The sequence below is a fragment of the Pseudomonas sp. 43NM1 genome (assembly GCF_002836905.1).
GTDB lineage: Bacteria > Pseudomonadota > Gammaproteobacteria > Pseudomonadales > Pseudomonadaceae > Aquipseudomonas > Aquipseudomonas prosekii.
Window position 1 is genome coordinate 17768 of sequence record NZ_MKGS01000140.1, and the last position, 25754, is coordinate 43521.

Genomic DNA, 25754 nt, shown 5'->3' on the forward strand with positions numbered 1-25754 from the left:
CTCCAGGTTGTAAGCAAAAAAACGTGGCCCATCATAGCCGCCCTTCCCCCGTTCAGGAAGCCGCAGATGATTGACTCTCGCTATGGTGGCGCATGAGTTTGGGTATAGCTCAATTCGCGCACCGGCGGGACTCGCATTGTAAAAATGCACTATCGCAGTGCACGAACCGCTGATTTATCCGGCGTTGATTATCCCGATAAACCCCTGCGCCGCCGCGCCTGAGGCGCCGAAACGGATCTTGGCATGGCCCGTGCTCTATCGAATCGCATTGCCTTCAAGCCGATTCGGAGTTTCCCATGACCCAGCGTTACCGCGCCCTCCTCGCCGCCCTGTTCGCCAGCCTGTTGCTGACCCAGGCACCCGCCCACGCCGACAGCCTCGAAGACGTGGTCAAACGCGGCACGCTCAAAGTCGCCGTGCCGCAGGACTTCCCGCCGTTCGGCTCGGTCGGCCCGGACATGAAACCGCGCGGCCTCGACATTGACACCGCCAAACTGCTGGCCGACCAGCTCAAAGTCAAACTCGAACTGACCCCGGTAAACAGCACCAACCGCATTCCATTCCTGACCACCGGCAAGGTCGATCTGGTGATCTCCAGCCTAGGTAAAAACGCCGAGCGCGAAAAAGTCATCGATTTCTCCAGTGCCTACGCGCCGTTCTATCTCGCCGTGTTCGGCCCGCCAGACGCCGACATCAAGAGCCTTGACGACCTCAAGGGCAAAACCATCAGCGTCACCCGTGGCGCCATCGAAGACATCGAATTGAGCAAAGTCGCCCCCGAAGGCGTGACCATCAAGCGCTTCGAGGACAACAATTCGACCATCGCCGCCTACCTCGCCGGCCAGGTTGACCTGATCGCCAGCGGCAACGTGGTAATGGTCGCGATCAGCGAGAAAAACCCGAAGCGCGTGCCGGCGCTGAAAGTGAAGCTCAAGGATTCGCCGGTCTACGTGGGCGTGAACAAGAACGAGCCGGCGCTGCTGGACAAGGTCAACCAGATCCTGGCCACCGCCAAGACCGACGGTTCGCTGGAAAAGAACGCCATGACCTGGCTCAAAGAGCCGCTGCCGGCCGATCTCTGATCACCCGCCGGGAGACGCGACATGGCTTATCAGTTTGATTTTCTGCCGGTGGTGCAAAACACCGATCTATTGCTGCGCGGTGCGCTGTTCACCCTGGAACTGACGGCCATCGGCGCGGTGCTCGGGGTCAGCCTGGGGATCGTCGGCGCGCTGGTGCGAGCGTGGAACATCCGGCCGTTCGCGGCGATCTTCGGCGTGTATGTCGAGTTGATCCGCAACACGCCGTTTCTGGTGCAGCTGTTTTTCATCTTCTTCGGTTTGCCCTCGCTGGGCCTGCAGATTTCCGAATGGCAGGCGGCGGTGCTGGCGATGGTGATCAACCTCGGCGCCTATTCGACCGAGATCATTCGCGCCGGCATTCAGGCGATTCCGCGCGGGCAACTGGAAGCCGCCGCCGCACTGGCGATGACCCGTTTCGAAGCGTTTCGCCATGTGGTTTTGCTGCCGGCGCTGGGCAAGGTCTGGCCGGCGCTGAGCAGCCAGATCATCATCGTCATGCTCGGCTCGGCGGTGTGTTCGCAGATCGCCACCGAAGAGTTGAGCTTCGCCGCCAACTTTATTCAGTCGCGCAACTTCCGCGCCTTCGAAACCTACGCCCTGACCACCCTGGTTTACCTGTGCATGGCGCTGATGATCCGCCAATTGCTGAACTGGATCGGTCGACGCTACATCGCAAGGAGCGGCCAATGAGCGATTTCACCTTTTGGGACATCGTCCGCAACCTGCTGACCGGCCTGCAATGGACGCTGGCGCTGTCGCTGGTGGCGTTTATCGGCGGTGGCGTGATCGGTTTGCTGGTGATGGTCATGCGCATTTCCAAGAAGACCTTCCCGCGCAGTTTCGCCCGCACTTACATCGAACTGTTTCAGGGCACGCCGCTGTTGATGCAGCTGTTCCTGGTGTTCTTCGGCGTGGCGCTGGCCGGCGTGGAGATTTCGCCGTGGATGGCGGCGGCGGTGGCGTTGACGCTGTTTACCAGCGCGTACCTCGCGGAGATCTGGCGCGGTTGCGTCGAATCGATCCCCCACGGCCAGTGGGAAGCCTCGTCGAGTCTGGCGCTCAATCCGCTGGAGCAATTGCGCTACGTGATCCTGCCGCAAGCCTTGCGCATTGCGGTGGCGCCGACCGTGGGGTTTTCGGTGCAAGTGGTCAAAGGCACCGCTGTCACCTCGATCATCGGTTTCACCGAACTGACCAAAACCGGCGGCATGTTGGCCAACGCCACGTTCGAGCCATTCATGGTCTACGGCCTCGTCGCGCTTGGTTATTTTTTGCTCTGTTATCCCTTGTCCCTCAGTGCGCGCTACCTGGAAAGGAGACTGCATGCCCCTGCTTAGAATTTCCGCCCTGCATAAATATTACGGCGATCACCATGTGCTCAAAGGCATCGACCTCAGCGTCGAGGAAGGCCAGGTGGTGGCGATTATCGGCCGCAGCGGCTCGGGCAAATCGACGTTATTGCGCACGTTGAACGGTCTGGAATCGATCAATGACGGCGTCATCGAAGTCGACGGCGAATACCTCGACGCCGCCCGCGCCGACCTGCGCAGCTTGCGGCAGAAGGTCGGCATGGTGTTTCAGCAGTTCAACCTGTTCCCGCACCTGACCGTGGGCGAAAACGTGATGCTCGCGCCGCAAGTGGTGCAAAAAATGCCGAAGAAGATTGCCTCGGACCTGGCCCGGCAGATGCTTGAACGGGTCGGTTTGGGCGAGAAGTTTGATGCGTTCCCGGACCGCTTGTCCGGCGGCCAGCAGCAGCGCGTGGCGATTGCCCGGGCGCTGGCGATGTCGCCGAAGGTGTTGCTGTGCGATGAAATCACCTCGGCGCTGGATCCGGAACTGGTCAATGAGGTGCTGAGCGTGGTCCGGCAATTGGCCAGGGAAGGCATGACGCTGATCATGGTCACCCACGAAATGCGCTTCGCCCGCGAGGTTGGGGATAAGTTGGTGTTCATGCATCAGGGCAAGGTGCACGAGGTCGGCGCGCCGAAAGATCTGTTCGCGCGGCCGCAGACGGCGGAGTTGGCGAATTTCATCGGGACCGTTGAGGCCGCCGGTTAGGCTTTTGTGGCGAGGGGGCTTGCCCCCGTTAGGCTACGAAGTAGCCCCAAAACCTTGCACATCAATTGCGGATAGACCGCGCATGCAGGTTTTACGACTGCTGCGCAGCCGAACGGGGGCAAGTCCCCTCGCCACAGGGGTGCTCTGGATCAAGGCTTTGCGCCGTACGCGTTGGCGCGAGCGTTTGATCGTGGCACGATGTCGAGGTTATCGACCGAGACCCCCAGACCATGCCGCAATCCCAAGCCAAGAATCTGTCCCTGATCGCCGCAATCGACCTGGGCTCCAACAGCTTTCACATGGTCGTGGCCAAGGCCCAGAACGGCGAAATCCGCATTCTTGAGCGCCTCGGCGAAAAGGTCCAATTGGCCGCCGGCATCGACGATGAGCGCCAGCTCAACGAAGAATCGATGCAGCGCGGGCTCGATTGCCTCAAGCGCTTCGCCCAACTGATCAACGGTATGCCGCTGGGCGCCGTGCGCATCGTCGGCACCAACGCCCTGCGCGAAGCCCGCAACCGTGGTGAATTCATCCGCCGTGCCGAAGAAATTCTCGGCCACCCGGTGGAAGTCATCTCTGGCCGTGAAGAAGCACGCCTGATCTACCTCGGCGTCTCGCACACCCTCGCCGACACTCCGGGCAAACGCCTGGTCGCCGACATCGGCGGCGGCAGTACCGAATTCATCATCGGCCAACGCTTCGAGCCATTGCTGCGCGAAAGCCTGCAAATGGGTTGCGTCAGTTATACCCAGCGTTATTTCAAGGACGGCAAGGTCACCCCGGCCCGCTACGCCCAGGCTTACACGGCGGCGCGGCTGGAGATCATGAGCATCGAGCACGCTTTGCATCGTCTGACCTGGGATGAAGCCATCGGCTCCTCGGGCACCATCCGCGCCATCGGCCTGGCGCTGAAGGCCGGCGGCCACGGCAGCGGCGAAGTGAATGCCGAAGGCCTGGCCTGGCTCAAGCGCAAGATGTTCAAACTCGGTGACGCCGAGAAAATCGATTTCGAAGGCATCAAGCCTGACCGCCGCGCGATCTTCCCGGCCGGTCTGGCGATTCTCGAAGCGATTTTCGATGCGCTCGAACTGCAACGCATGGATCACTGCGAAGGCGCGCTGCGTGAAGGCGTGCTCTACGACTTGCTGGGCCGTCATCATCACGAAGACGTCCGCGAGCGCACGCTCAGCTCGCTGATGGAGCGTTACCACGTCGATCTGGAACAAGCGGCGCGGGTCGAACGCAAAGCGCTGCACGCGTTTGATCAGGTGGCCGAGGACTGGGATCTGGACGACGGCGTCTGGCGCGAGTTGCTCGGCTGGGCTGCCAAGGTGCATGAAGTGGGTCTGGACATCGCCCACTATCACTATCACAAGCACGGCGCCTACCTGATCGAGCACTCGGACCTCGCCGGTTTCTCCCGCGAAGACCAGTTGATGCTCGCGCTGCTGGTGCGCGGCCATCGGCGCAATATTCCCAAGGACAAGTTTGCCGACTTCGGCAAGGACGGCATCAAGCTGATCCGCCTGTGCGCGCTGCTGCGGTTTGCGATCCTGTTCCACCACATCCGTGGCACCCAGGAAATGCCGCAAGTGACCCTGCGCGCCAATGGCGACAGCCTCGACGTGCTGTTCCCGGCCAATTGGCTGGATGAAAACCAGCTGACCCAGGCCGACTTCGCCCTCGAAGCGGAATGGCTGACACGCGTGGGCTTCACCCTCAACGTCCGCTAATCCCCGTTAAAACTTACCGAACACCATCCTGTAGGAGCACAGCTTGCTGGCGAAGGCGATCTCACTGACGCCTTCGCCAGCAAGCTGTGCTCCTACAGGGGGCGGTGGTGGAACAAAAAAAAATGGCGATCCCGAGGGATCGCCATTTTTTATGCCGCGCGAACCTTAACGCACCGCCAGGATCGGGCTACCCAACCGTTCCAGCAGGGTGGCCTGGGCGCTGCGGGGGTTCTGGTTGCCGGTCGGGGTGTTGCGGATGTAGCGGCCGTCCGACTGCAGACTCCAACTGTGGGTGTTGTCAGTCAGGTACAGCTCCAGCTCTTTCTTGACCCGCATGATCAGCTTCTTGCCTTCCACCGGGAAGCAAGTCTCGACGCGCTTGTCGAGGTTGCGCTCCATCCAGTCGGCGCTGGAGAGGAACATCTGCTCTTCGCCGCCATTGAGGAAGTAGAACACCCGCGTGTGCTCAAGGAAGCGGCCGATGATCGAGCGCACATGGATGTTGTGCGAAACCCCGGCAATCCCCGGACGCAGGCAGCACATGCCGCGCACCACCAAATCGATACGCACGCCGGACTGGCTGGCCTTGTACAACGCGCGGATGACTTTCGGGTCAGTCAGCGAGTTGAACTTGGCGATGATGTGCGCCGGTTTGCCGTCGAGGGCGAACTGGGTTTCGCGGGCAATCATGTCGAGCATGCCCTTCTTCAGCGTGAACGGCGCGTGCAGCAACTTCTTCATGCGCAGCGTCTTGCCCATGCCGATCAACTGGCTGAACAGTTTGCCGACGTCTTCGCACAAAGCGTCGTCGGACGTCAGCAAGCTGTAGTCGGTGTACAAACGGGCGTTGGCGGCGTGGTAGTTGCCGGTGCCCAAGTGCGCGTAACGAACAATTTCGCCAGCCTCGCGGCGCAGGATCAGCATCATCTTGGCGTGGGTCTTGAAGCCGACCACACCGTAAATCACCACCGCACCGGCCGCTTGCAGACGGCTGGCCAGTTGCAGGTTGGACTCTTCGTCGAACCGCGCACGCAACTCGATCACCGCCGTGACTTCCTTGCCGTTTCTCGCCGCATCGACCAGCGCATCGACGATTTCCGAGTTGGCACCCGAGCGGTACAAGGTCTGGCGAACCGCCAATACGTGCGGGTCTTTCGCCGCTTGGCGCAGCAGGTCGACCACTGGCGTAAACGACTCGAATGGGTGGAGCAGCAGAATGTCCTGCTTGCTGATCACGCTGAAAATGTTCTCGCTGTTCTGCAGCAGTTTCGGAATCTGCGGCGTGAACGGCAGGTATTGCAGCGCGCGCTGGCTGTCGAGGCCGGTGATGCTGAACAGGCGGGTCAGGTTGACCGGACCGTTGACCTGATACAGCTCGGTCTCGTGCAGGTTGAATTGCTTGAGCAGGTAATCGGACAAGTGTTTCGGGCAGGTATCAGCCACTTCCAAACGCACCGCATCGCCGTAACGACGCGAGAACAGCTCGCCGCGAAGCGCACGGGCCAAGTCTTCGACGTCTTCGGTATCGACCGCCAGATCGGCGTTTCGGGTCAGGCGGAACTGGTAGCAGCCCTTGACCTTCATGCCCTGGAACAGGTCATCGGCGTGCGCGTGGATCATCGACGACAGGAACACATAGTTGTCTCCCGAACCGCCAACCTCTTCCGGCACTTTGATCACGCGCGGCAGCAGACGCGGCGCCGGGATGATCGCCAGGCCGGAGTCACGGCCGAAGGCGTCGATGCCTTCGAGCTCGACGATGAAGTTCAGGCTCTTGTTCACCAGCAGCGGGAACGGATGCGTCGGGTCGAGGCCGATCGGAGTAATGATCGGCGCGATTTCGTCACGGAAGTAACGACGCACCCAGGTTTTGATCTTGGTGGTCCAGTGCCGACGACGGATGAAGCGGACCTGATGTTTCTCCAGTTCCGGCAACAGAATGTCGTTGAGGATCGCGTATTGGCGATCGACGTGGCCGTGCACCAGTTCGCTGATCCGTGCCAGCGCCTGATGCGGCTGCAAGCCATCGGCGCCCGCCTGTTCGCGGGCGAAGGTGATCTGCTTCTTCAGGCCGGCGACGCGAATCTCGAAGAACTCGTCGAGGTTGCTGGAGAAAATCAGCAGAAACTTCAGCCGCTCGAGCAACGGGTAGGACTCATCCAGCGCCTGTTCCAGCACGCGAATGTTGAACTGCAGTTGCGAGAGCTCGCGATGGATGTACAGGCTGCTGTCATCCAGGCCGGGAATGGCAATCGCCGGGGCGGCATGCGCCTCGTTTGGCACCGCGGGCGCAGAGGGCTCCAGCTCCGGCGGGGTTTCGGCGATTTGCTCGACCACGGGTTGAGCCTCTTTTACAGCAACTTCAGTGAGTCCTTCGGTATTCATGGAATGTTCCTGGGAGGGCTATTTTTGCTCTCGTAACAATTGAGCAGCGCGCACAGCAAAATAAGTCAGGATGCCATCTGCGCCTGCACGTTTAAAAGCGGTCAGGGATTCGAGAATAACCCCTTCGCTCAACCAGCCATTCTGGATTGCCGCCATGTGCATGGCGTATTCGCCGCTGACTTGGTAGACAAACGTCGGCACTTTGAATTCTTCTTTGACCCGGTAAAGGATGTCCAGATACGGCATGCCTGGCTTGACCATGACCATGTCCGCGCCTTCTGACAAGTCCGCCGCCACTTCGTGCAGGGCTTCGTTGCTGTTGGCCGGGTCCATTTGGTAGGACGCCTTGTTCGCTTTGCCGAGGTTCAGCGCCGAACCCACCGCATCGCGGAATGGGCCGTAATAGGCGCTGGCGTACTTCGCCGAGTAAGCCATGATCCGCACATTGACGTGATCGGCCAGCTCCAGCGCTTCGCGGATTGCCTGGATGCGACCGTCCATCATGTCCGACGGCGCGACGACTTGCGCGCCGGCAGCGGCGTGGGACAAGGCTTGCTTGACCAGCGCATCGACGGTGATGTCGTTCTGCACGTAGCCTTCTTCGTCGAGAATGCCGTCCTGGCCGTGCGTGGTGAACGGGTCCAGCGCCACGTCGGTAATCACTCCCAGTTCCGGGAAGCGCTCACGCAGGGCGCGGGTGGCGCGCTGGGCGATGCCGTCCGGGTTCCAGGCTTCGGCGGCGTCCAGCGATTTCAGTTCTGCCGGGGTCACCGGGAACAGCGCCAGCGCCGGGATCCCCAATTCGACCCATTTGGCCGCTTCTTCGAGCAACAGATCGATGGTCAGACGTTCAACGCCGGGCATCGAGGCGACTGCTTCGCGACGGTTTTCACCGTCCAGCACGAACACCGGCAGGATCAGGTCATCGACGCTCAGTACGTTTTCACGCACCAGTCGACGCGAGAAATCATCACGACGGTTGCGACGCAGGCGGGTTGCAGGAAACAAGCGATTGGCGGGGGTAAAGCTCACGGCAGACTCCTGAGCCCGCGCTGGCAGGCGAGCGTGACAGTTATAAGCGGCCATTATGACGAACAGATGACAGTTGTGCTCAGCCCTGTGACGCGTAGCCGCATTCCATTGTCCGTGTAGGAATTGTTCACGTCGAGACACATTTGGACACTTTCCTCAATGTGTCTGAAGGGTTAGGCTGCGCGTTCATTTCGCCAGCACCCAGACAATGCTCCAACAATTTCTGCATGACTTCGGCTACTTTGCCCTTTTTCTCGGCACGTTCTTCGAAGGCGAAACCATCCTGGTGCTCGCGGGCTTCCTCGCGTTTCGCGGATACATGGACATCAACCTTGTGGTTGTCGTGGCGTTCTGCGGCAGTTATGCCGGCGATCAGCTGTGGTACTTCCTGGGGCGCAAGCACGGGCGCAAATTGCTTGCGCGCAAACCGCGCTGGCAATTGATGGGCGACCGCGCGCTGGAACACATCCGCCGCCACCCGGACATCTGGGTGCTGAGCTTCCGGTTTGTCTATGGCTTGCGCACGGTGATGCCGGTGGCGATCGGCCTGTCGGGTTATCCGCCGGGACGTTATCTACTGCTGAACGGGATTGGCGCGGCGATCTGGGCCAGCGCCCTCGCCGCCGCGGCTTATCACTTTGGCGCGGTGCTTGAGGGCATGCTCGGCAGCGTCAAGAAGTACGAACTGTGGGTGCTCGGCGCGCTGCTGGTGCTGGGCTTGGGCCTGTGGATCCGTCGGCGCTTCAAGAATGCTCGTCTGGCGAAGAAGATCTACGCCGACGAGCAAGCGCTGAAAGCCGAACAGGCGCGGATCGAAGAGACTAAGACGCCAGCCGAGTGAAGCGGTTTCTGCAGCAGTAGAGACCGATTGCGCTGAGCAGACTGTAGCTGAGCAGCGCGACCCAACCCACCGCGCTGGCCGGCCACAGCCCGACCAGCGGCGCCAGCCACACCAGCGGCACGTTCAATGCCAGGCGCAACAGCTCCAGCTTCCAAGCCCACGGGCGATTCTCCAGGGCCACGCCCAACGTAAACAGCCCCAGCGCCACGGCACTCCAGCCGAGCACCAGCGCGGCGGTCGGCAGGCTCGGTTCCAGGTTCATCAAATAGCTGCCCAACGCGATGTAGACGCAAAACTGCAGCACCACGTAGATTTGCTGGCGCGCGTCCAGCGGCACTTCAAATTTGCGGAACTGGCTCAGGTCGGGCTTGCTCATCGGGTACTTCGCGGCGACGTCAGCCGGGCGCCAACCGGTGCGCATGAACCAGATGCGCAGCTTGTCCCACTTGCTCTCCGCGCGTTTCGCGTCCTCCCACAACTGCGCATAAAACTGCACGTTGGCCCACAGCGGATTCCAGCTCGCCAGCGGCGTGGTCACACCGAAAATCACCGGTTCGTTATCGTCCTCTTCCTGGAACGAGCCAAATAGACGGTCCCAAATAATGAACACCCCGCCGTAGTTGCGATCCATGTAGAGAGCGTTCTGTGCATGGTGGGCCCGATGATTGGATGGCGTGACGAAGAACCACTCGAACCAGCCGAGCTTGGGAATGTGTTTTGTATGCACCCAGAATTGGTACAGCAGGTTCAGCGCCGCGACGCTGACGAATACCAGCAGCGGCACGCCAAGCACGGCCATCGGCAAGTAGAAGATCCAGCTCAGGAGAAATCCGGTGCTGGTCTGGCGCAGAGCGGTGGAGAGGTTGTAGTCCTCGCTCTGATGATGCACCGAGTGCGCGGCCCAGAGGATGTTGCGCTCGTGGCCCATGCGGTGCAGCCAGTAGTAGCAGAAGTCGTACAGGACAAAGGCAAACAGCCAGGCCCAAACGCTGTCGCCGTCGAGTTTGAACAGGGCCAGATGCTCGAGCGCAAAAGCATACGTCAGCAGCCCCACGCCTTTGGTCAGCAGGCCGGTAGTGGTCGACAACACGCCGGTGCTGATGCTGTTGATCGCATCGGCGAGACGATAATTGCGCGTGCCGCGCCAACGGTCGGCCAGCAGTTCGACGGCAATCAGCATAAAGAAAAACGGCACCGCGTACAGAATGAAGTTCATGACGTGCCCTGAACGGAATCCGGATCACAGATCCTAGGTGTAGCCGCGAATTAACCCTATGGCAACGAGTGACAAATTAGTGGACATTTAACGCCATGAATCTGGAGAAAAGCCCATGAGCAAAAAAATTGCAGTGATCCTTTCCGGCTGTGGCGTTTACGACGGCGCCGAGATCCACGAAAGCGTGATCACCCTGCTGCGCCTCGACCAGCGCGGCGCGCAGGTGCAGTGCTTTGCGCCGAACATCGCGCAACTGCATGTGATCAACCACCTGACCGGCGAAGAGATGCCGGAGTCGCGCAACGTGCTGGTGGAGTCGGCGCGCATCGCTCGCGGCAACGTCAAGGACCTGCGCGAGGCCAGCGTCGAGGACTTCGATGCGTTGATCGTGCCCGGCGGTTTTGGCGCGGCGAAAAACCTCTCGAACTTTGCTGTCGAAGGCGCAGCGTGCACGGTGCAACCTGAAGTGCTGGCGTTGGCCGAGGCCTTCGCCGAAGCGAGTAAACCGGTGGGTCTGATCTGCATTTCGCCAGCGCTGGCAGCGAAGATCTACGGGCCGGGCGTGACGTGCACGATTGGCAATGACGAGGAAACAGCGGCGGCGATGAATAAGATGGGCGCCACGCACACTGAATGTGCGGTGGGCGATATCGTCGAGGACAAGGCGCGCCGGTTGGTCAGTACACCGGCGTACATGCTCGGCCAGTCGATCAGCGAAGTGGCGACGGGGATCAACAAACTGGTCGACCGCGTGCTCGAACTGACCCACGAAAACGACGCCTGACCCCGTTCAACTGTGGGAGCGAGCTTGCTCGCGATAGCGGACTTGCTCGCGATAGCGGACTTTCAGCCAACATTAATGTCGACTGATGCGGCGCCATCGCGAGCAAGCTCGCTCCCACAGGGTTCTCGGTATGGATCAGGGTTTGCGGGTCAAGCGGGTGAGGATCCGGTCCAGCGCATTGGCGAACGCTTGTTTCTCGCGTTCGCCAAACGGCGCCGGACCGCCGCTCATCTGGCCTTGTTCGCGCAAGTCGGTGAACAAATTGCGCACCGCCAGCCGGTCGCCCATGTTCTGCGCGTCAAACTCCTTGCCGCGCGGGTCGAGCGCCGAAACGCCCTTCTTCACCAGCCGGTCCGCCAACGGCACATCGCTGCAAATCACCAGCTCACCGGGCACCGCGTGCTCCACCAGGTAATCGTCGGCCGCGTCCGGGCCGCTGGGCACCACAATCAGTTTCACCAGCGCCAGAGCCGGCTTGATCTGCGGCTGACCGGCGACCATCACCACTTCGAACTGGCGCTTCAAAGCGAACTTCACCACCAGATCCTTGGCCGCCCGAGGGCAAGCGTCGGCATCGATCCAGACACGCATTGTGTTTCTCCTGTTAGAAGCATCGCGGGCAAGCCTTGCTCCCACAGATTACACACGAACCTGTAGGAGCGAGGCTTGCCCGCGAACATGAGCGCAGCGAATGCCTTCAGGAAACCGGCACCCGCCGCTTCTCGGCCATCCGGCTACGACCATACAACACTGCAATCGCAATAATCGCCACGGCCTGCGCGCTCAACGAATACGCATCGGCGTGAATCCCCAGCCAATCGAAATCGAAGAACGCCACCGGCCGCGTGCCAAACACCCCGGCTTCCTGCAACGCCTTCACGCCATGCCCGGCAAACACCACCGACAACGCGCAGAGCAACCCGGCGTTGATCCCGAAAAACAACGCCAGCGGCAGTTTCGCCGAGCCGCGCAGGATCACCCACGCCAGCCCGATCAGCAACACCAGCGCCGTCGCCCCGCCCGCCAACACCGCGTCATGCCCGGCGGGACCGGCCTGCAGCCACAGGGTTTCGTAAAACAGGATCACTTCGAACAATTCGCGATACACCGAGAAAAACGCCAGGATCGCAAACCCCCAGCGCCCGCCGCCGCCAACCAGGCTGCTCTTGATGTAATCCTGCCACGCCGCCGCGTGCCGCCGATCGTGCATCCACACGCCCAGCCACAGCACCATGACGCTGGCGAACAACGCCGTGCAGCCTTCGAGCAATTCACGCTGGGCGCCGCTGACGTCAATCACATACGCCGCCAGCGCCCAGGTCGCCAGACCGGCCAGCAGCGCCAGCCCCCATCCAACGTTGACGCTGCGCACCGCCGACTGCTGGCCGGTATTGCGCAGGAATGCGAGGATCGCCGCCAGCACCAGAATTGCTTCCAGACCTTCGCGCAGCAGAATCAGCAGGCCGGAAATGTAGCTCAACGACCAACTCAAACTATCGCTGCCCAACAGTCCGGCGGATTCTTTCAATTTGCCTTTGGCGACGTCCAGGCGCTGCTCGACCTGTGCGATCGGCAAGCCGTCCTGCAACGATTGCCGGTACGCCATCAGCGATTTTTCGGTGTCTTTGCGCACGTTGGCATCGACGTTATCCAGCGAACTTTCAACCAGTTCAAAGCCTTCCAGATACGCCGCCACCGACAGGTCATAGGCCTGATCGTGCTCGCCGCCACGGTAAGCGGCGATGCTTTTATCCAAGGTCGCTGCGGTGTAATCAAGCAACTGCGCCGGGCCGCGCTTGACCTGCGGCGGTTGCGCCCGTTGCGCGCGGAACGTCGCCAGTGCTTGCGGGCCTTCAGCGGCGAGCACTTCGGCCGGCGTCTGCCGCGCCAGATCGGCGATGTTGTAAGTCTTCGCGGATTTCGCTGCCGCCGGATCGGCGCTGAAACCGGCAATGTAAGTCGCCAGATCCCAGCGCTGACGGTCATCCAGTTGATCGGCGAAGGACGGCATATCCGTGCCTTCGACGCCTTGGACCAAAGTGTTGTAGATCGCGTACAGGCTCAAGCGATCCAGCCGCGCCGCATCGCGCAGGTTGGCCGGCGGCGGGGTCATGCCGACGCCCGCCGGGCCATCGCCTGCGCCTGCATCGCCGTGACACACCGAACATTGCTGGGCATACAGCGGCGCGCCGCGCGTCGGATCCGGGGTGATGATCGGCGCCTGGCTGACCTCGTAGGCCACCGCCAATTTCGCCCCGAGCTGCCGCGCCTGGCGCGCAACATCGGCGCCGTCCTGGTGGGCGGCGATGGCTGCGCGCAAGTTGCTCACGCCTTTCTCCAGATCGGCGCGCTCCGGTTTGTCCGGCAATTCGGCGATCAAGCCTTGCAGCACACCGAGAAATTCCTGCTGCTCGCGGTATTCAGACTCATCGATCACCTTGCCCGCCGCGACCGTCGCCGGGTAATCGGCGCCAATGTAGTCGAGCAAATGCAGGGCTTTCGGGGCGCCCTCAGCGGTCTCGGCCGAGGCGTTGAGGCTGCAAAACGCAATAACCGGCAACACGAGCCACGCCAGCAAACGGGAAGAGGCAATCATGAATGAGTCTCAAGGGGAAATACGAAGTTACATATTGTTCACTTCGAATGCCTTTCACTCAAGCTTTGTTGGTCGCTCGGGAGGTGAGATATCAAATGGCAGGACAACTTTGGTGATGGGGCTCGCCCCGTTTGACGCGGCTGGGAGAGGGGTGGATAGCGGTTGCTGGACAGCAGACCGCGTCGCACCCCGGCGCGAGCAAGCTCGCTCGCCACAGGGGGTACGCGGTGATGGGGCGGGTTTTACACCACCGCTTTGCGCAACGTTGCCATGAACGCCGCGGCGCCGATGAACAGGCCGGCGAAGGTTCGGTTCATGCGTTTCTGCTGTTGCGGCGTGCGCAGCATGCGCAGCACTTTGGACGCGAGCCCGGTGTAACCGGCCATGACGATCAGGTCAACGCAGACCATGGTCACGCCGATGATCAGGTACTGCGCCAGCAGCGGCGCATGCGGATCAATGAATTGCGGCAGCACCGCGAGCATGAACACCAGCGCCTTGGGGTTGCTGATGTTGACCAGAAAACCACGGAACATCAGCGCCAACGGTTTGCCGATCTGCCGCACCGCCGCGTCGTCGCTCATGTCGCTGGGCAGCGCGCGCCATTGTTTGACCGCGAGGTAAACCAGGTACGCCACGCCGAACCACTTGATCGCATAGAACGCTGTGGCCGATGCCGTGAGCACCGCGCCGACACCGGCGCCGACAATCGCAATCTGCACCGCCAGACCGATTTGCAGTCCCAGGGCATTCCAATAGCCGCGCCAGAAACCGTAGCGCAGACCGCTGGACATCGACGCAATCGCGCCGGCACCGGGCGACAGGCTGATGACCCAGCAAGCGGCGAAAAACGCCAGCCATGTTTGAAGCCCCATTACACACCTCGACTCAGACTCGTGACAGACGTCTAAGCTAATGCGGGATTTGGCGGATGACTACCGATTTTTTGCGGGATAAGCCAATGAACAGGGCGGGCGGCGCCATCGCGAGCAAGCTCGCTCCCACAGGAATTTCAGTTGGTCGCAATAAAGCAATCCACTGAAGATCCACTGTGGGAGCGAGCTTGCTCGCGATAGCGGCCTGTCAGATAACCGCAGGCCTACTTTTCAAACCCGCTCGAAGGCAACACATCCGTCCCCCGCCACCGCCGAACCGAGCGCTGGAAGAACAGGCTGTTAGGCACTTGCACCATCAAGCTACCGGTCCCGGCCGCTTCAACTTCGATCAGCGTGGTGAACAGCAGATTGATCGCCACCACCCGGCCCTTGACGCCCGGTTTGTCGAGGGTGTCCACCAACTCGACGACATCACCGATACGGAACGGGCCGACGGTAAAGATCAGAATGGCGCACAGCAGATTGGAGAGCACGCTCCACATCGCGAAGAATGCCACCGCCGCGACCGCGACGAACCCGGACAACGCGGTCCACAGCACCGTCGCCGAAACGCCGAGACGGCCGAGCACGAATATCAGCGCGCTGCCCATGATCAACCAGCGCAACACCCCGCGCAGCGGCAGCAGCAATTGCGGCGGAAACGGATAGCGCTCGCCGAGGCGCGTGAGGCAGCGGGCGACGAAGCGCTGGGCGAAATAACCGGCCAGCAGAATCAGCAGGATTTGCACGACGAGCCAGATCGGTTCGACCCACATTGCCGGCAGCGGCAGCGTGAAAGCCTCCATCAGGACAGCGCCTCCAGCTCCGCTTGCATGCTTTCCAGCAATTCCAGCGCTTCCATCCACGACTCTTCAAGCTCGCCTTCACGCACCTTGAGTCGGGCTTGTTCGGCCAGCAGATCGCGCAATTCGTTCTTGCGCGCCGGCTCGTAGATATCGCTGTCGCCGAGGCTGACATCGATCTTCGCCAGTTTCTCGTGCAGCTTGCCCAGCTCGGCTTCGAGCTTGTCGGCCTCGCGCTTGTGCGGCGCCAGTTGCTGACGCAACGCAGCAGCGGCCTGGCGCTGGGCTTTCTTGTCGGTCTTGTCCGGGTTGACCGGGGTGTTGCTGACCGGCGCATTGCGTTGGCGATAGTCAACCAGCCAGCGCGTGTAGTCTTCCAGATCGCCGTCGAACTCTTCGACCTTGCCGTCCGCCACCAGATAGAAATTATCGGTGGTGCTTTTGAGCAAATGACGATCATGAGACACCACCAACACCGCGCCGCTGAATTCCTGAAGCGCCATGGTCAGCGCCAGACGCATTTCCAGGTCGAGGTGGTTGGTCGGTTCGTCGAGCAGCAACAGGTTCGGCCGGCCCCAGGCGATCAACGCCAGCGCCAGTCGAGCCTTTTCGCCACCGGAGAAGTTCAGCACCGGCTCATCGATGCGCGCGCCACGGAAGTCGAAACCGCCGAGGAAATCGCGCAAGGTCTGCTCGCGCTCGGTCGGCGCCAGGCGCTGCATGTGCAGCAACGGGCTGGCCTTGGAGTCGAGCGAATCCAGCTGATGCTGGGCAAAGTAGCCTACGACGGTGTTCTCGCCACGGGTCAGGCGCCCGGACAACGGCTCGAGCTCACCGGCAAGGTTTTTGATCAGAGTCGATTTACCGGCGCCGTTCGGGCCGAGCAAACCGATGCGCGCGCCGGGGGTCAGCTGCAATTTGACCTTTTCCAGCACCGCGCGCTCGCCGTAACCCAGACGGGCGTCGGAGATGTCGATCAGCGGGCTGGAGATCTTGTGCGATTCGCGGAAAACGAAATCGAATGGCGAATCGACGTGCGCGGCGGACAACTCTTCCATCCGCTCCAGCGCCTTGATCCGGCTCTGCGCCTGACGGGCCTTGGTGGCCTGGGCCTTGAAGCGGGCGATGTAGCTTTCCATGTGCGCACGTTGCGCTTGCTGCTTCTCGTAGGCCTGTTGCTGCTGGGCCAGACGCTCGGCACGCGCACGTTCGAAGGCGCTGTAGCCGCCGCGATACAAGGTGATTTTGCGTTGATCGACGTGGGCCACGTGATCGACCACAGCATCGAGGAAATCCCGGTCGTGGGAAATCAACATCAGCGTGCCGGGGTAGCTTTTCAGCCACTCTTCGAGCCAGATGATGGCGTCGAGGTCCAAGTGGTTGGTCGGTTCGTCGAGCAGCAGCAGGTCCGATGGACACATCAACGCCTGCGCCAGATTCAGACGCATCCGCCAGCCACCGGAGAAATCTCCTACCTGACGATCCATCTGATCGTTGGTGAACCCCAGACCTGCGAGCAATTTGCGCGCCCGGGCATCGGCGGTGTAACCGTCGGCGCTGTCGAGTTCGGAGTGCAGGCGCGCCTGAGCGGCACCGTCATGCGCCGCTTCGGCGGCGGCGAGGTCACGTTGTACCTCGCGCAGACGCAGGTCGCCATCGAGCACGTAGTCGACCGCGATCCGATCGAGCGTGTCGATCTCCTGGCGCATGTGGGCGATGCGCCAGTCGCCCGGCAGCAAGCAGTCACCCGAGTCGGGGTGCAGGTCGCCGAGAAGCAAGGCGAACAGGCTCGATTTGCCGGCGCCGTTGGCACCGATGAGGCCGGCTTTGTGGCCGGCGTGCAGGGTCAGCTCGGCGTCTTCTAGCAGACGTTGCGGGCCACGCTGTAAAGTCAGGTTCTGAAGTCGAATCATAATGGCGGCGGAGTCTACCAGCTTCGCTCGCAACTGGCGCGAGTAGCACTATGTCCTCTGACCTGTGGAGCTTTTCCCTGAACACTTACGCCCGTCCCGGCGTGGAAGGCCTGTGCCTGCAATGGCAAGCGGCGGGGGCAAATGTTTGCCTGCTGCTGTGCGGGTTGTGGCTGGAACAACGCGGCGTAGCCTGCACGACGCAACGTTTGCGGCAACTTTCAGAGATCGTCGGGCCGTGGGAGGCGACGGTCGTGGAACCGCTTCGAGCGTTGCGCACGCAATGGAAAACCGCTGCCGCTGACGACATCGACCTCGCGGCGTTGCGCGAGCACATCAAGACGTTGGAGTTGCAGGCCGAACGGCATCTGCTGGTGCGACTGGAACGAACAGCCGAGAACTGGCCGCAAGATGAGCTGACCGAACCATCGGCCTGGCTGGAAGGTGTGGCGGCAGGCGCCGCCAACCTGGACCGCGACGCGCTGCAACAGCTGCGCGTCGCGGTGACCGGCGCTTAGGAAGCGCTGGTTGGGTTGGTGCCGGTGCTCGACGATGCTGCCGGCGTTGGCGCGGCGGTTGTGGTCGAGGTGCTGGCGGCTGGCGCAGGCGCGGCGGCCGGAGCTGGGGCCGGTGTAGCAGGCTTGGCGACTGGCGCGGTGGCCGGTTTGGCGGCAGCAGGTTTCGCAGCAGCTGGTTTGGCGGCAGCTGGTTTTTTCACTGCGGGTTTGGCTGCAGGCTTGGCGGCTGGTTTTGCAGCAGTCGTTTTGGCCGCAGGTTTGGCAGCGGCTGGTTTCGCAGCGCTGGCAGTGGCCGGTTTGGCAGCAGCAGTTTTCGCAGCAGGTTTGGCGGCGGCGGTTTTAGCAGCGGGTTTTGCAGCAGCTGGTTTGGCCGGTGCTTTTGCAGCAGCAGGTTTTGCAGCGGTTTTCGCAGCGGCCGGTTTGGCAGCCGACTTGGCAGCAGGTTTCGCTGCGGCAGTTTTGGCAGCTGGTTTCGCAGCAGGTTTAGCGGCTGCGGTTTTTGCTAGTGTCGACTTCGCGGCAGTCGACTTGGCAGCAGTCGATTTCGCAGCGGCGGTTTTTGCAGCAGTGGTTTTTGCAGCAGTGGTTTTCGCCACAGCAGGCTTGGCAGCAGCAGGTTTTGCAGCCGTCGTTTTAGCTGTGGATTTCGCGGCGCTGGCGGCGACGGGTTTCTTCGCTACAGCTTTCGAAGCAGTTTTGGCAGCCGGTTTCGACGCCGCTTTGCTCGATGCTTTGGCAGCCGGTTTGACCACAGTCTTGGACGCCGCTTTTTCAGTCACAGGTTTAGCCGAAGTTTTCTTCGCCGGTGCTGCAGCAGGTTTGGCCGAACGCTGGGACAACGCTTTGCCGACAGCCTCTTGAACGCGACCGATACCCTGGGCCAGTTTCAGGCTTTCCTGAGCATCGCGCTTGAGTTGCAGAATGTAGCTGCGAGTCTCGGACTGACGATCTTTCAACGCATCGAGCAAGTCTTCGAGTTGCTTGACGCCGTCCTTTGCCTTGGCCTGTGCCTTGGCTTTGCCGGCGCTTGCCGCGTCTTGCAATTTGGTACGGGATTTATGCAGTTTTTCTTGCGCTTTGCCGCGCTGTTTTTCCAGTTTGGCGAGCAGTTTTTCAGCATCAGCCAAGGCTTGCGAACAAGCGGTTTCCAAATGTTCGAGCAGGCTGCCCGACAGTTGTTGGAGTAAGTGCAACGGAGTATTTACAGGCTTCTTGGTGGCCGACATGGTTTACCTCCTGGCTGACGTGAGTGCGGCTCATACTAGACTTCTGCTGACGCCGCTGCTAGGTCATGTTGACAGTAAGCATAGCGCTGCGTTGCACGGGATCGAAAATGTTCTGCGTCAGCGCAAAAGCAGTTCACCGTTCGACGCATTCGCACTGGCATAATCCCCCGCATCTGAGGTCGGAGAGTGCCCATGTCGCGTTACCTTTTTTTATCCTTGCTGGTGTGTTTTTCCGCGACCCAAGCGGCGGAAAAAACCGCGGCGAATGATGCTCACGATCTCGCTTACAGCCTCGGCGCCAGCCTCGGTGAACGCTTGCGCCAAGAGGTCCCGGACCTGCAATTGCAGGCGCTGATCGATGGTTTGCAGCAAGCCTATCAAGGCAAGCCGCTGGCATTGAAAGACGCGCAGATCGAACAGATCCTCGCCGAGCACGAAGCGCAAATTGCCGAGCAACCGGCGGTGTCGCAAACCGAAGAAGCGCTGGAAAAAGAGCAGCGTTTTCTCACTCAGGAAAAAGCCCGTCCCGGCGTTCGTCAATTGGACGAGGGGATTTTGCTGACCGAATTGACGCCAGGCACCGGCGCCAACGCTGGGCCAACCGGCAAGGTCCAAGTGCTGTATATCGGTCGCTTGCCCGACGGCACAGTGTTCGACCAGAACAGCCAACCGCAATGGTTCAGCCTCGACAGCGTGATCGCGGGATGGCGCATCGCGCTGCAAAATATGCCGGTCGGCGCGAGGTGGCGGTTGGTGATTCCATCGGCCCAGGCTTATGGCGCCGACGGTGCCGGCGACCTGATCGCGCCGTTCACCCCGCTGGTGTTCGAAGTTGAATTGCGCGGCGCCAGCAGCTGAATCGCGCAAACAAAAAACGGCGCGCATAGCGCACCGTTTGTGGTGTTGCCGGAAAGGGTTCAGGCCTGAACCGGATCCTCTTCCTTGTGAGCGGTGTGCAGCACTTCGATCAGGCAATCTTCCAGTTCGAAGCGTTCGTGCAACAGGCCACCCAGTTCCTTGAATTTTTCTGCGACGCATTTGCCGGCATCGCACAGGTCGTTGAACGCGAGCAGCTTCTCGGTAATGACGTCGATGCGCGGATAAATCGTCTCGGCCAGCTCCAGACCGCGAGTGTCACCAAAGGCCTTGGCTTCACCGGTGAGCTGTTCGTAGATTTCGAAGTGACCCGCCGACACGTAATCGACCAGCACACCGCAAAATTCCTGCAGCGGTTTAGCGTTCTCGCCCAGCGCTTCGGGCTTGGCGCCGAGAGCATCATAGGCCCGAACCAGTTCGTGACGCTCCTGCAACCAGCGGTCGATCAGCAGATGCACTCCACCCCAGCGTTCCTGAGCATTCTGACAACTTTCGAGCATGGTGATCTCTCTTCCCTTGTGGGTCATGTTGCCCTACACCTGTCGCACCCTTGAAGGTCAAGAATCGGCCAGGCAGAGCGTCATCGAGCAACATAATTCCAATGACACGTGCGGGCCAGATTATGCCCGCACGACAATGGCTTCAAGGTACGCAGGAGATAAAGTTCATACAAGTGTTTAATCACCTGCTATGGCCGGGTGCGACGACTCGCCGCTGAGCGGGCGCAGACAGGCGACCCAGACATGGCGCAGCAATTGATAGGCGCCGAGGATGAGCATCGCGACGAAGAACAGCAGGCTCCATTCCGGGATGCTCAGATCGAACAGGGTCCAGGAAATCTCCGCGCAATCGGTATCGCCCTCGAACAGTCGCCGCAACACGCAGGTCCAGGGCATGGAGCCGAACATATTGTCCAGAGTCGGCGAACAGCCCGCGAGTTGCTGCGGATCACTTTGCAGCAGCACTTGGCGCCACGCCGTGACGGTCCCGCCGAGACTGGCGCAAACACCCGCCAGCCAATAGACGAATGAGCCGAAACGGCGCGGCCCGTGAACCGACGCGATCAGGTAGACAATCATCAGTAGCGCGAGGCAGCCCCGCTGCAACAGACACAACCCGCAAGGTTTGAGTCCGACCACGTATTCCAGGTGAAAGGAAACGCCAAGGGCCAATGCAGCCGCGGTGAATGCCATGAAAAACAGTGAGCGTGAGCAGGCCAAAGACATGGCTAATCCGTACCAATAGAGACAGACGGTTACGGTAGAGGAAAGCGCAGCAGGCTTTCAAGACGGCCCGGCACGGACAGTTCACCAGAGGTGTAGGGAATTCCCGACAGGAGCGAGAGGAATCGGCGTAGTCCCTTGTAGGACTAAGCCGATCAGGGACTACAAAGCTCAATATCCAGCCAATTAATCAGCCGATCCAAAGCCCAAAACCGCGCCCGACACACAAGAAACCTGTAGCAGCTGCCGCCCCTGCGCATCACCGCTTCATGTAGCAGCTGCCGAGCCTGCGAGGCTGCGTCCGGCTGCGCAGCAGTCGTGAATTCAGGCACCGCGGTGTTTCAGCAAAATCGCGTGCGCAGGCTTGGCGACTGCTTCGCAGCCGAACGCAGCCTCGCGGGCTCGGCAGCTGCTACAAAGGGCAACGGGCGGTCTTGAGTCAGACCCGAGCCGGGACCGGCAGTGGCGCGGCCAGCAAGCGTTCATCCAACAAACCCAAGCCTTCCTGGAACAACTGATTGCTGCGCTCGGTATCGCCCAGTTGCGCCAGCAACCGCGCCAGTTCGGCGCAAGCTTCCGGATTACGCTGCACGCGCAGGCTGCTTTCCAGATAATCCCGCGCCTTGCCCCACAAACTGCTTTGCAGGCACAAACGGCCCAGCGTCAGCAGCAGGCTCGCATCGCCCGGATGATCCTTGAGCCAGCCTTCAGCCGTTTGCAGTTGCCGCGACGGATCGCTGCCACGCACCAAGCCGTAAAGACGCGCGAGGTGGCTGTCGTAGTTGCGCTTGAGCGCCGTGCGCAGCACTTCTTCGGCCTCGACCTGCGCGCCCAACTGGCGCAATTGCTCGGCGTAGGCCAAAACCAGTTGTGGCTCTTGGCGCTGAGCATTGGTCAGTTGCTGCCAGGCACGGGTCAGCGACTGCAAACCGACGGAACCGTCCTCTTCGCTGTGCGCCGCCAGGCTAAGATTTTCGCCCCACGCGCGACGCTCCAGCTCAGCCAGTTCCGCCGCAGGTAAAACCTTGTCCTTGCGCAGTTCCGGGAGCAAACGAATCACCGCCGACCAGTCGCCGCGCTGCTGATGCAATCGCTGCAACTGACGCAACGTTTGCGCATTGTGCGGATGGCGTTCGTGCATGGTTTGCAGGGTTGCCAGCGCACCCTCGGTGTCACCGCGATCGGTCTGCAACTGTGCGTGACTCAAGGCAATCGCCAATTCGGCTTGAGGTTGGCGCTCCAGAGCGCGCTCGAGCAGGCTGTCGCTCTCGTCGTAATGACCCAATTCATTGGCCGCGCGCGCTGCGCCGAGGTAGTACAGCAGCGGTTGACGCTCGGCTTCGGCGGCACGATGCAGGTGACGCTGAGCACTCGCCCAACGACCCTCGGCGAGGTCCATCTGCCCATGTTCGATCGCCACTTGCACCCGGCGGCTGCGGTTGCGCCGCGACCATGGATTGACCACGCCACCCGAGGTCGTCACCAGTCCGATCAACACCTTGATGCCCCAGACCACCAGCCACAGCACCGCGACCAATGCCAGGGTCGCCCACAGGCTCGATTCGAAGCGAAAGCTCTTGTAGGCGATCAGCACGTAACCGGAGTGCTCGGCAATCGCCAGCCCCAGCGCCGCAGCGGCCGCGATCACCAGAAACAGGATCACATAAAGGCGTTTCATGGCGTCGCCTCCTGCGCGGCGCTCGCGTCAGGTTTGGCCAGCGGTTTGATCGATTCCTCGGCGTTGACATTGCGCCGCTCCAGATAACCCTGAACTGCGCTGAGCGTGCCCGCCAAGTCTGGCGTGACCACGGTGACCGGCTCTTTGCTCAACTCGCCAACCTGCTCAAGCATGACTTTGCTTTGCGGGTTATCCGGATTGAAATTGCCCTTGAGCACATCGCGCGCCTCGGCCAGCGCCTGGGTATACACCGGCGCCTGACCATTGAGCGCGGCCCACTGCGCCTGCTCCAGCGCCAGGCTCAGGGCCAGACGCACCTGGCTCAGACTCTGCCCGGCCAGCAGCGGACGGACATTTTTGTCAGCGTTGAAATCGATGCGAATGTAATGCGAAATCTGATCCCACCACTGCGCCCAACGACTCGAACCATCCGCATCGGCGGTCAGGCCCAGCAGCGATTCGCCACGGTCCTTGTACTCCGGCGCGAGCTCGGTGAGGTTGATCACTTGATCGCGCAGGGCACCCAATCGCAGAAACAGCCCGGTGCGGTCCGGTTGCTCGGTGCTGCGCAACGCCACCAGGGTTTTCGCCACTTGCTCGCGAGCGGCAAAGGAACCTGGATCGTTCTGTTCACGGAGGATTTCGTCCGCGCCCTGCACCAGCGCCTGAGCGCTGCTGATGTCCTGCAACGCGGACAGACGCAGGCTGGCCAGACGCAACAAATGCTCGGCCTCGGCCAGACGCCAATCCTTGCGGCTGGCGCCGAGGACGGTTTCCAGGCGTTGATTCAAGCGCTGCTGATCGCCCTGCAGTTGCGTCACCAGACGGCTGCGCGCATCCAGTTCTTCAGCGGCGGGTAGTTGCTCGAGGCGCGAGGTCAGGCGCTGGTCATTGAGCTTGAGGCTTTGCGCCGTATCGTTCAGCGCCTGGACCTGGCTGAGCTGCTGTTGATTATTGGCTTGCAGGTGACGCACCTGCCAGACTCCCCAACCGCCCACGGCGACCCCGGCGGCGCCCAGCAACAGGGCGACGATGGCCAGTCCATTGCCTCGACGCTGCACGGCAGCAGGCGGGCCAGTTTCAACTGGCGGTTCAACCGGCTTGTTCAGCACGGGTTGCACATCATCTTTAGGCAAGGCTGTTTCGCTCACGTATCCATCCTTTGCATTAGAGAACGGGTACGGGTTGCTCCCGTAACGCCGTCAGCAAAGCCGTGGCATTCGCGCCACGACAATCCACAACTGTTTGGGCCCCGGCGGCACGTGCCAGCTCGGCGACCCTTGGGCTTGGAACAAACAACGGCAACTGCGCCAATTGCGGCCAGGCATCGCCCGCCAATTGATGCAGGTGCTCAAAACCCTGTCCACTGCTGACCACCAGCCCGTTCAAGCGTTCCGCTTCGATACGCGCGGGCAGCTCGGCCGGCGCATAGTGCGGCAAGCAGCGGCGGTACAACTCCAGATACTCGACACTAGCACCAAGCTCACGCAAACGCTCAGCGAGCAACTCGCGCCCGCCCTCCCCGCGCATGATCAACACGCGCGGATCAGGCCGGGCAACAGCCTCGCGCAATGGCGCCAGTTCAAGCAAGGCTTCACTGTCATCGCCCTGCGCCGGGCAGCTCACATCGAGGCCGAAATCTTCAAGAATTTGCGCAGTCGCGGCGCCCACAGTGAACCATTTCGACGACGGTGGCTGCGGCCATTGCTGCTTGAGCAGATCGATGCCGATCCGCGCGGCAGGCTTGCTGACCACGATCACCGCACAAAAGCGCTCCAGCTCGCCGATCACCGCGCGCATTGTGTCAGAGGCGGCCAGCGGCTCGATCTCCAAAAGCGGCAGGCAAGTGCTGAAAACCCCCTGTTCGGCCAACACGCTGCACAGCGCCGCCGACTCATCGGCGGGGCGCGTCAGCAGCAGGCGCCAGCCGCTCACTCGTGACCTGCCTCGCCGTAAACCGCGTTGAGAATGTCGCCGGCGCCTTGGTTGAGCAGGTCTTCGGCAACCTGCACACCCAGCGATTCGGCAGAGCCGCGCGGCGCACGGGCCTCGGCGCTGAGCAGCAGGCCGCCGCTCGGATCACCGACCAGACCACGCAACCAGATTTGCTCGCCTTCGAGCACGGCGTAGCAGGCGATCGGTACTTGGCAGCCGCCATTCAGGTGTTTGTTCAGGGCGCGTTCGGCGATGACTCGGGTGGCAGTGTCGTGGTGATGCAGCGGCGCCAGCAAGGCGTGGATTCGCGTGTCGGCACTGCGACATTCGATGCCCACCGCGCCTTGGCCACCGGCCGGCAGGCTGTCGTCGACGCTGATCGCCGAGGTGATGCGGTCTTCGAAGCCGAGACGGATCAAACCGGCGGCGGCGAGGATAATCGCGTCGTACTCGCCGGCATCCAGCTTGGCCAGGCGAGTATTGACGTTGCCGCGCAGGAAGCGGATTTCCAGGTCTGGCCGACGTGTCAGCAACTGGGCCTGACGGCGCAGGCTCGACGTCCCGACGATGCTGCCTTCAGGCAGTTCTTCGAGGCTGGCGTAAGTGTTGGAAACGAAGGCGTCGCGCGGGTCTTCGCGTTCGCAGATGCAGAACAGACCGAGGCCTTCAGGGAAGTCCATCGGCACGTCTTTCATCGAGTGCACGGCGATGTCGGCTTCGTTTTCGAGCAGCGCGGTTTCCAGTTCCTTGACGAACAGGCCCTTGCCGCCGATTTTCGACAGTGGCGAGTCGAGCAGCTTGTCGCCGCGACTGACCATGGGCACCAGCGTCACCGACAGGCCGGGATGGGCTTGTTCGAGGCGAGTTTTGACGTATTCGGCCTGCCAGAGGGCCAGCGCACTTTTACGGGTGGCGATGCGGATTTCGCGAGAGGACATGGATCAATCCGTACTGAATAGATACGGCGGATAATAACAGCT

Annotated in this window: 24 protein-coding genes; 9 read left to right on the forward strand and 15 right to left on the reverse strand. The window is 61.4% G+C overall.

Features of this window, described 5'->3' with window-relative positions:
- Nucleotides 1-296 precede the first annotated feature (296 nt).
- The 5 genes from BI292_RS14180 to ppx all read left to right on the forward strand — a co-directional run bounded on the left by BI292_RS14180 (nucleotide 297) and on the right by ppx (nucleotide 4876).
- Nucleotides 297-1082, forward strand: a complete 786-nt coding sequence (locus tag BI292_RS14180; protein WP_101208212.1) for a transporter substrate-binding domain-containing protein — start codon at nucleotides 297-299, stop codon at nucleotides 1080-1082.
- A 21-nt stretch (nucleotides 1083-1103) separates the two neighbouring features.
- Nucleotides 1104-1772: an amino acid ABC transporter permease gene (locus BI292_RS14185; RefSeq protein ID WP_101208213.1), complete on the forward strand. Its 669-nt coding sequence runs from the start codon at nucleotides 1104-1106 to the stop codon at nucleotides 1770-1772.
- Complete coding sequence (locus tag BI292_RS14190) at nucleotides 1769-2419, forward strand: amino acid ABC transporter permease (RefSeq protein WP_101208214.1); 651 nt, start codon at nucleotides 1769-1771, stop codon at nucleotides 2417-2419. Before BI292_RS14185 ends, BI292_RS14190 begins: the two co-directional genes overlap by 4 nt.
- A complete protein-coding gene (locus BI292_RS14195) occupies nucleotides 2406-3143 on the forward strand; it encodes an amino acid ABC transporter ATP-binding protein (protein ID WP_092276424.1) in 738 nt (245 codons plus the stop codon). The genes BI292_RS14190 and BI292_RS14195 overlap by 14 nt, the downstream gene beginning before the upstream one ends.
- A 230-nt stretch (nucleotides 3144-3373) precedes the next feature.
- The gene (ppx, locus tag BI292_RS14200; RefSeq protein ID WP_092276420.1) at nucleotides 3374-4876 is read left to right on the forward strand and encodes an exopolyphosphatase; all 1503 of its coding nucleotides are present in this window, start codon (nucleotides 3374-3376) and stop codon (nucleotides 4874-4876) included.
- 165 nt (nucleotides 4877-5041) lie between these two features.
- On the opposite strand, the gene ppk1 is transcribed toward ppx, so the two are convergent.
- Both ppk1 and hemB read right to left on the reverse strand, forming a co-directional pair.
- Nucleotides 5042-7261, reverse strand: coding sequence for a polyphosphate kinase 1 (ppk1, locus tag BI292_RS14205; RefSeq protein ID WP_092276417.1), 2220 nt, complete (start codon nucleotides 7259-7261; stop codon nucleotides 5042-5044).
- A gap of 18 nt (nucleotides 7262-7279) precedes the next feature.
- A complete protein-coding gene (gene hemB, locus BI292_RS14210) occupies nucleotides 7280-8293 on the reverse strand; it encodes a porphobilinogen synthase (RefSeq protein WP_092276414.1) in 1014 nt (337 codons plus the stop codon).
- Between the two features lie 208 nt (nucleotides 8294-8501).
- Between hemB and BI292_RS14215 the strand changes: the two genes are divergently transcribed.
- Nucleotides 8502-9134, forward strand: coding sequence for a DedA family protein (locus tag BI292_RS14215; protein WP_092276411.1), 633 nt, complete (start codon nucleotides 8502-8504; stop codon nucleotides 9132-9134).
- On the opposite strand, the gene BI292_RS14220 is transcribed toward BI292_RS14215, so the two are convergent.
- Nucleotides 9115-10350 carry a sterol desaturase family protein gene (locus BI292_RS14220; RefSeq protein WP_101208215.1) on the reverse strand — a complete coding sequence of 412 codons (1236 nt, stop codon included), beginning with the start codon at nucleotides 10348-10350 and terminating at the stop codon, nucleotides 9115-9117. The two genes, BI292_RS14215 and BI292_RS14220, sit on opposite strands and share 20 nt — an antisense overlap.
- Nucleotides 10351-10465: 115 nt before the next feature.
- Here BI292_RS14220 and elbB point away from each other — a divergent pair, with 115 nt between their 5' ends.
- Nucleotides 10466-11134, forward strand: a complete 669-nt coding sequence (gene elbB, locus BI292_RS14225; RefSeq protein ID WP_101208216.1) for an isoprenoid biosynthesis glyoxalase ElbB — start codon at nucleotides 10466-10468, stop codon at nucleotides 11132-11134.
- 135 nt (nucleotides 11135-11269) lie between these two features.
- Here elbB and BI292_RS14230 read toward each other — a convergent pair whose 3' ends face one another.
- From BI292_RS14230 to abc-f, 5 genes are all read right to left on the reverse strand, one after another.
- Nucleotides 11270-11725, reverse strand: a complete 456-nt coding sequence (locus BI292_RS14230; RefSeq protein WP_092276402.1) for a YaiI/YqxD family protein — start codon at nucleotides 11723-11725, stop codon at nucleotides 11270-11272.
- Nucleotides 11726-11831: 106 nt separating this feature from the next.
- Nucleotides 11832-13730, reverse strand: coding sequence for an FTR1 family protein (locus BI292_RS14235; RefSeq protein ID WP_101208217.1), 1899 nt, complete (start codon nucleotides 13728-13730; stop codon nucleotides 11832-11834).
- A gap of 242 nt (nucleotides 13731-13972) precedes the next feature.
- On the reverse strand, nucleotides 13973-14605 hold the full coding sequence (locus BI292_RS14240; RefSeq protein ID WP_092276396.1) for a LysE family transporter: 633 nt from the start codon (nucleotides 14603-14605) through the stop codon (nucleotides 13973-13975).
- 224 nt (nucleotides 14606-14829) lie between these two features.
- Nucleotides 14830-15411, reverse strand: coding sequence for a mechanosensitive ion channel domain-containing protein (locus BI292_RS14245; RefSeq protein ID WP_101208218.1), 582 nt, complete (start codon nucleotides 15409-15411; stop codon nucleotides 14830-14832).
- Nucleotides 15411-17321: a ribosomal protection-like ABC-F family protein gene (gene abc-f, locus BI292_RS14250; RefSeq protein ID WP_092276390.1), complete on the reverse strand. Its 1911-nt coding sequence runs from the start codon at nucleotides 17319-17321 to the stop codon at nucleotides 15411-15413. Before abc-f ends, BI292_RS14245 begins: the two co-directional genes overlap by 1 nt.
- A gap of 50 nt (nucleotides 17322-17371) precedes the next feature.
- Here abc-f and BI292_RS14255 point away from each other — a divergent pair, with 50 nt between their 5' ends.
- Nucleotides 17372-17836 (forward strand): TIGR02444 family protein, encoded by a 465-nt coding sequence (locus BI292_RS14255; protein WP_101208219.1) that lies wholly within the window; start codon nucleotides 17372-17374, stop codon nucleotides 17834-17836.
- On the opposite strand, the gene BI292_RS29020 is transcribed toward BI292_RS14255, so the two are convergent.
- Entirely contained in the window at nucleotides 17833-19062 is a 1230-nt protein-coding gene (locus tag BI292_RS29020; protein WP_101208220.1) for an AlgP family protein, read from the reverse strand. The two genes, BI292_RS14255 and BI292_RS29020, sit on opposite strands and share 4 nt — an antisense overlap.
- Nucleotides 19063-19254: 192 nt before the next feature.
- On the opposite strand from BI292_RS29020, the gene BI292_RS14265 reads away from it, so the two are divergent.
- Nucleotides 19255-19920 (forward strand): FKBP-type peptidyl-prolyl cis-trans isomerase, encoded by a 666-nt coding sequence (locus BI292_RS14265; protein ID WP_101208221.1) that lies wholly within the window; start codon nucleotides 19255-19257, stop codon nucleotides 19918-19920.
- Nucleotides 19921-19979: 59 nt separating this feature from the next.
- Here BI292_RS14265 and rsd read toward each other — a convergent pair whose 3' ends face one another.
- The 6 genes from rsd to hemC all read right to left on the reverse strand — a co-directional run bounded on the left by rsd (nucleotide 19980) and on the right by hemC (nucleotide 25712).
- On the reverse strand, nucleotides 19980-20438 hold the full coding sequence (rsd, locus tag BI292_RS14270) for a sigma D regulator (protein ID WP_092276379.1): 459 nt from the start codon (nucleotides 20436-20438) through the stop codon (nucleotides 19980-19982).
- Nucleotides 20439-20615: 177 nt separating this feature from the next.
- Entirely contained in the window at nucleotides 20616-21164 is a 549-nt protein-coding gene (locus BI292_RS14275) for a disulfide bond formation protein B (RefSeq protein WP_101208222.1), read from the reverse strand.
- A 436-nt stretch (nucleotides 21165-21600) separates the two neighbouring features.
- Nucleotides 21601-22839, reverse strand: a complete 1239-nt coding sequence (locus BI292_RS14280; RefSeq protein WP_101208223.1) for a heme biosynthesis protein HemY — start codon at nucleotides 22837-22839, stop codon at nucleotides 21601-21603.
- Nucleotides 22836-23990, reverse strand: a complete 1155-nt coding sequence (locus tag BI292_RS14285) for a uroporphyrinogen-III C-methyltransferase (protein ID WP_101208224.1) — start codon at nucleotides 23988-23990, stop codon at nucleotides 22836-22838. Before BI292_RS14285 ends, BI292_RS14280 begins: the two co-directional genes overlap by 4 nt.
- A gap of 16 nt (nucleotides 23991-24006) precedes the next feature.
- Entirely contained in the window at nucleotides 24007-24774 is a 768-nt protein-coding gene (locus BI292_RS14290; RefSeq protein WP_101208225.1) for a uroporphyrinogen-III synthase, read from the reverse strand.
- Nucleotides 24771-25712: a hydroxymethylbilane synthase gene (gene hemC / locus BI292_RS14295; RefSeq protein ID WP_101208226.1), complete on the reverse strand. Its 942-nt coding sequence runs from the start codon at nucleotides 25710-25712 to the stop codon at nucleotides 24771-24773. The genes BI292_RS14290 and hemC overlap by 4 nt, the downstream gene beginning before the upstream one ends.
- Nucleotides 25713-25754: the final 42 nt, after the last annotated feature.

Excerpts from the sequence above, each read along its gene's own strand:
- BI292_RS14180 (WP_101208212.1), top strand. The coding sequence starts at position 297 with ATGACCCAGCGTTACCGCGCCCTCCTCGCCGCCCTGTTCGCCAGCCTG.
- BI292_RS14185 (WP_101208213.1), top strand. The coding sequence starts at position 1,104 with ATGGCTTATCAGTTTGATTTTCTGCCGGTGGTGCAAAACACCGATCTA.
- BI292_RS14190 (WP_101208214.1), top strand. The coding sequence starts at position 1,769 with ATGAGCGATTTCACCTTTTGGGACATCGTCCGCAACCTGCTGACCGGC.
- BI292_RS14195 (WP_092276424.1), top strand. The coding sequence starts at position 2,406 with ATGCCCCTGCTTAGAATTTCCGCCCTGCATAAATATTACGGCGATCAC.
- ppx (WP_092276420.1), top strand. The coding sequence starts at position 3,374 with ATGCCGCAATCCCAAGCCAAGAATCTGTCCCTGATCGCCGCAATCGAC.
- ppk1 (WP_092276417.1), bottom strand. The coding sequence starts at position 7,261 with ATGAATACCGAAGGACTCACTGAAGTTGCTGTAAAAGAGGCTCAACCC.
- BI292_RS14215 (WP_092276411.1), top strand. The coding sequence starts at position 8,502 with ATGCTCCAACAATTTCTGCATGACTTCGGCTACTTTGCCCTTTTTCTC.
- BI292_RS14220 (WP_101208215.1), bottom strand. The coding sequence starts at position 10,350 with ATGAACTTCATTCTGTACGCGGTGCCGTTTTTCTTTATGCTGATTGCC.
- elbB (WP_101208216.1), top strand. The coding sequence starts at position 10,466 with ATGAGCAAAAAAATTGCAGTGATCCTTTCCGGCTGTGGCGTTTACGAC.
- BI292_RS14230 (WP_092276402.1), bottom strand. The coding sequence starts at position 11,725 with ATGCGTGTCTGGATCGATGCCGACGCTTGCCCTCGGGCGGCCAAGGAT.
- BI292_RS14235 (WP_101208217.1), bottom strand. The coding sequence starts at position 13,730 with ATGATTGCCTCTTCCCGTTTGCTGGCGTGGCTCGTGTTGCCGGTTATT.
- BI292_RS14240 (WP_092276396.1), bottom strand. The coding sequence starts at position 14,605 with ATGGGGCTTCAAACATGGCTGGCGTTTTTCGCCGCTTGCTGGGTCATC.
- BI292_RS14245 (WP_101208218.1), bottom strand. The coding sequence starts at position 15,411 with ATGGAGGCTTTCACGCTGCCGCTGCCGGCAATGTGGGTCGAACCGATC.
- abc-f (WP_092276390.1), bottom strand. The coding sequence starts at position 17,321 with ATGATTCGACTTCAGAACCTGACTTTACAGCGTGGCCCGCAACGTCTG.
- BI292_RS14255 (WP_101208219.1), top strand. The coding sequence starts at position 17,372 with ATGTCCTCTGACCTGTGGAGCTTTTCCCTGAACACTTACGCCCGTCCC.
- BI292_RS29020 (WP_101208220.1), bottom strand. The coding sequence starts at position 19,062 with ATGTCGGCCACCAAGAAGCCTGTAAATACTCCGTTGCACTTACTCCAA.
- BI292_RS14265 (WP_101208221.1), top strand. The coding sequence starts at position 19,255 with ATGTCGCGTTACCTTTTTTTATCCTTGCTGGTGTGTTTTTCCGCGACC.
- rsd (WP_092276379.1), bottom strand. The coding sequence starts at position 20,438 with ATGCTCGAAAGTTGTCAGAATGCTCAGGAACGCTGGGGTGGAGTGCAT.
- BI292_RS14275 (WP_101208222.1), bottom strand. The coding sequence starts at position 21,164 with ATGTCTTTGGCCTGCTCACGCTCACTGTTTTTCATGGCATTCACCGCG.
- BI292_RS14280 (WP_101208223.1), bottom strand. The coding sequence starts at position 22,839 with ATGAAACGCCTTTATGTGATCCTGTTTCTGGTGATCGCGGCCGCTGCG.
- hemC (WP_101208226.1), bottom strand. The coding sequence starts at position 25,712 with ATGTCCTCTCGCGAAATCCGCATCGCCACCCGTAAAAGTGCGCTGGCC.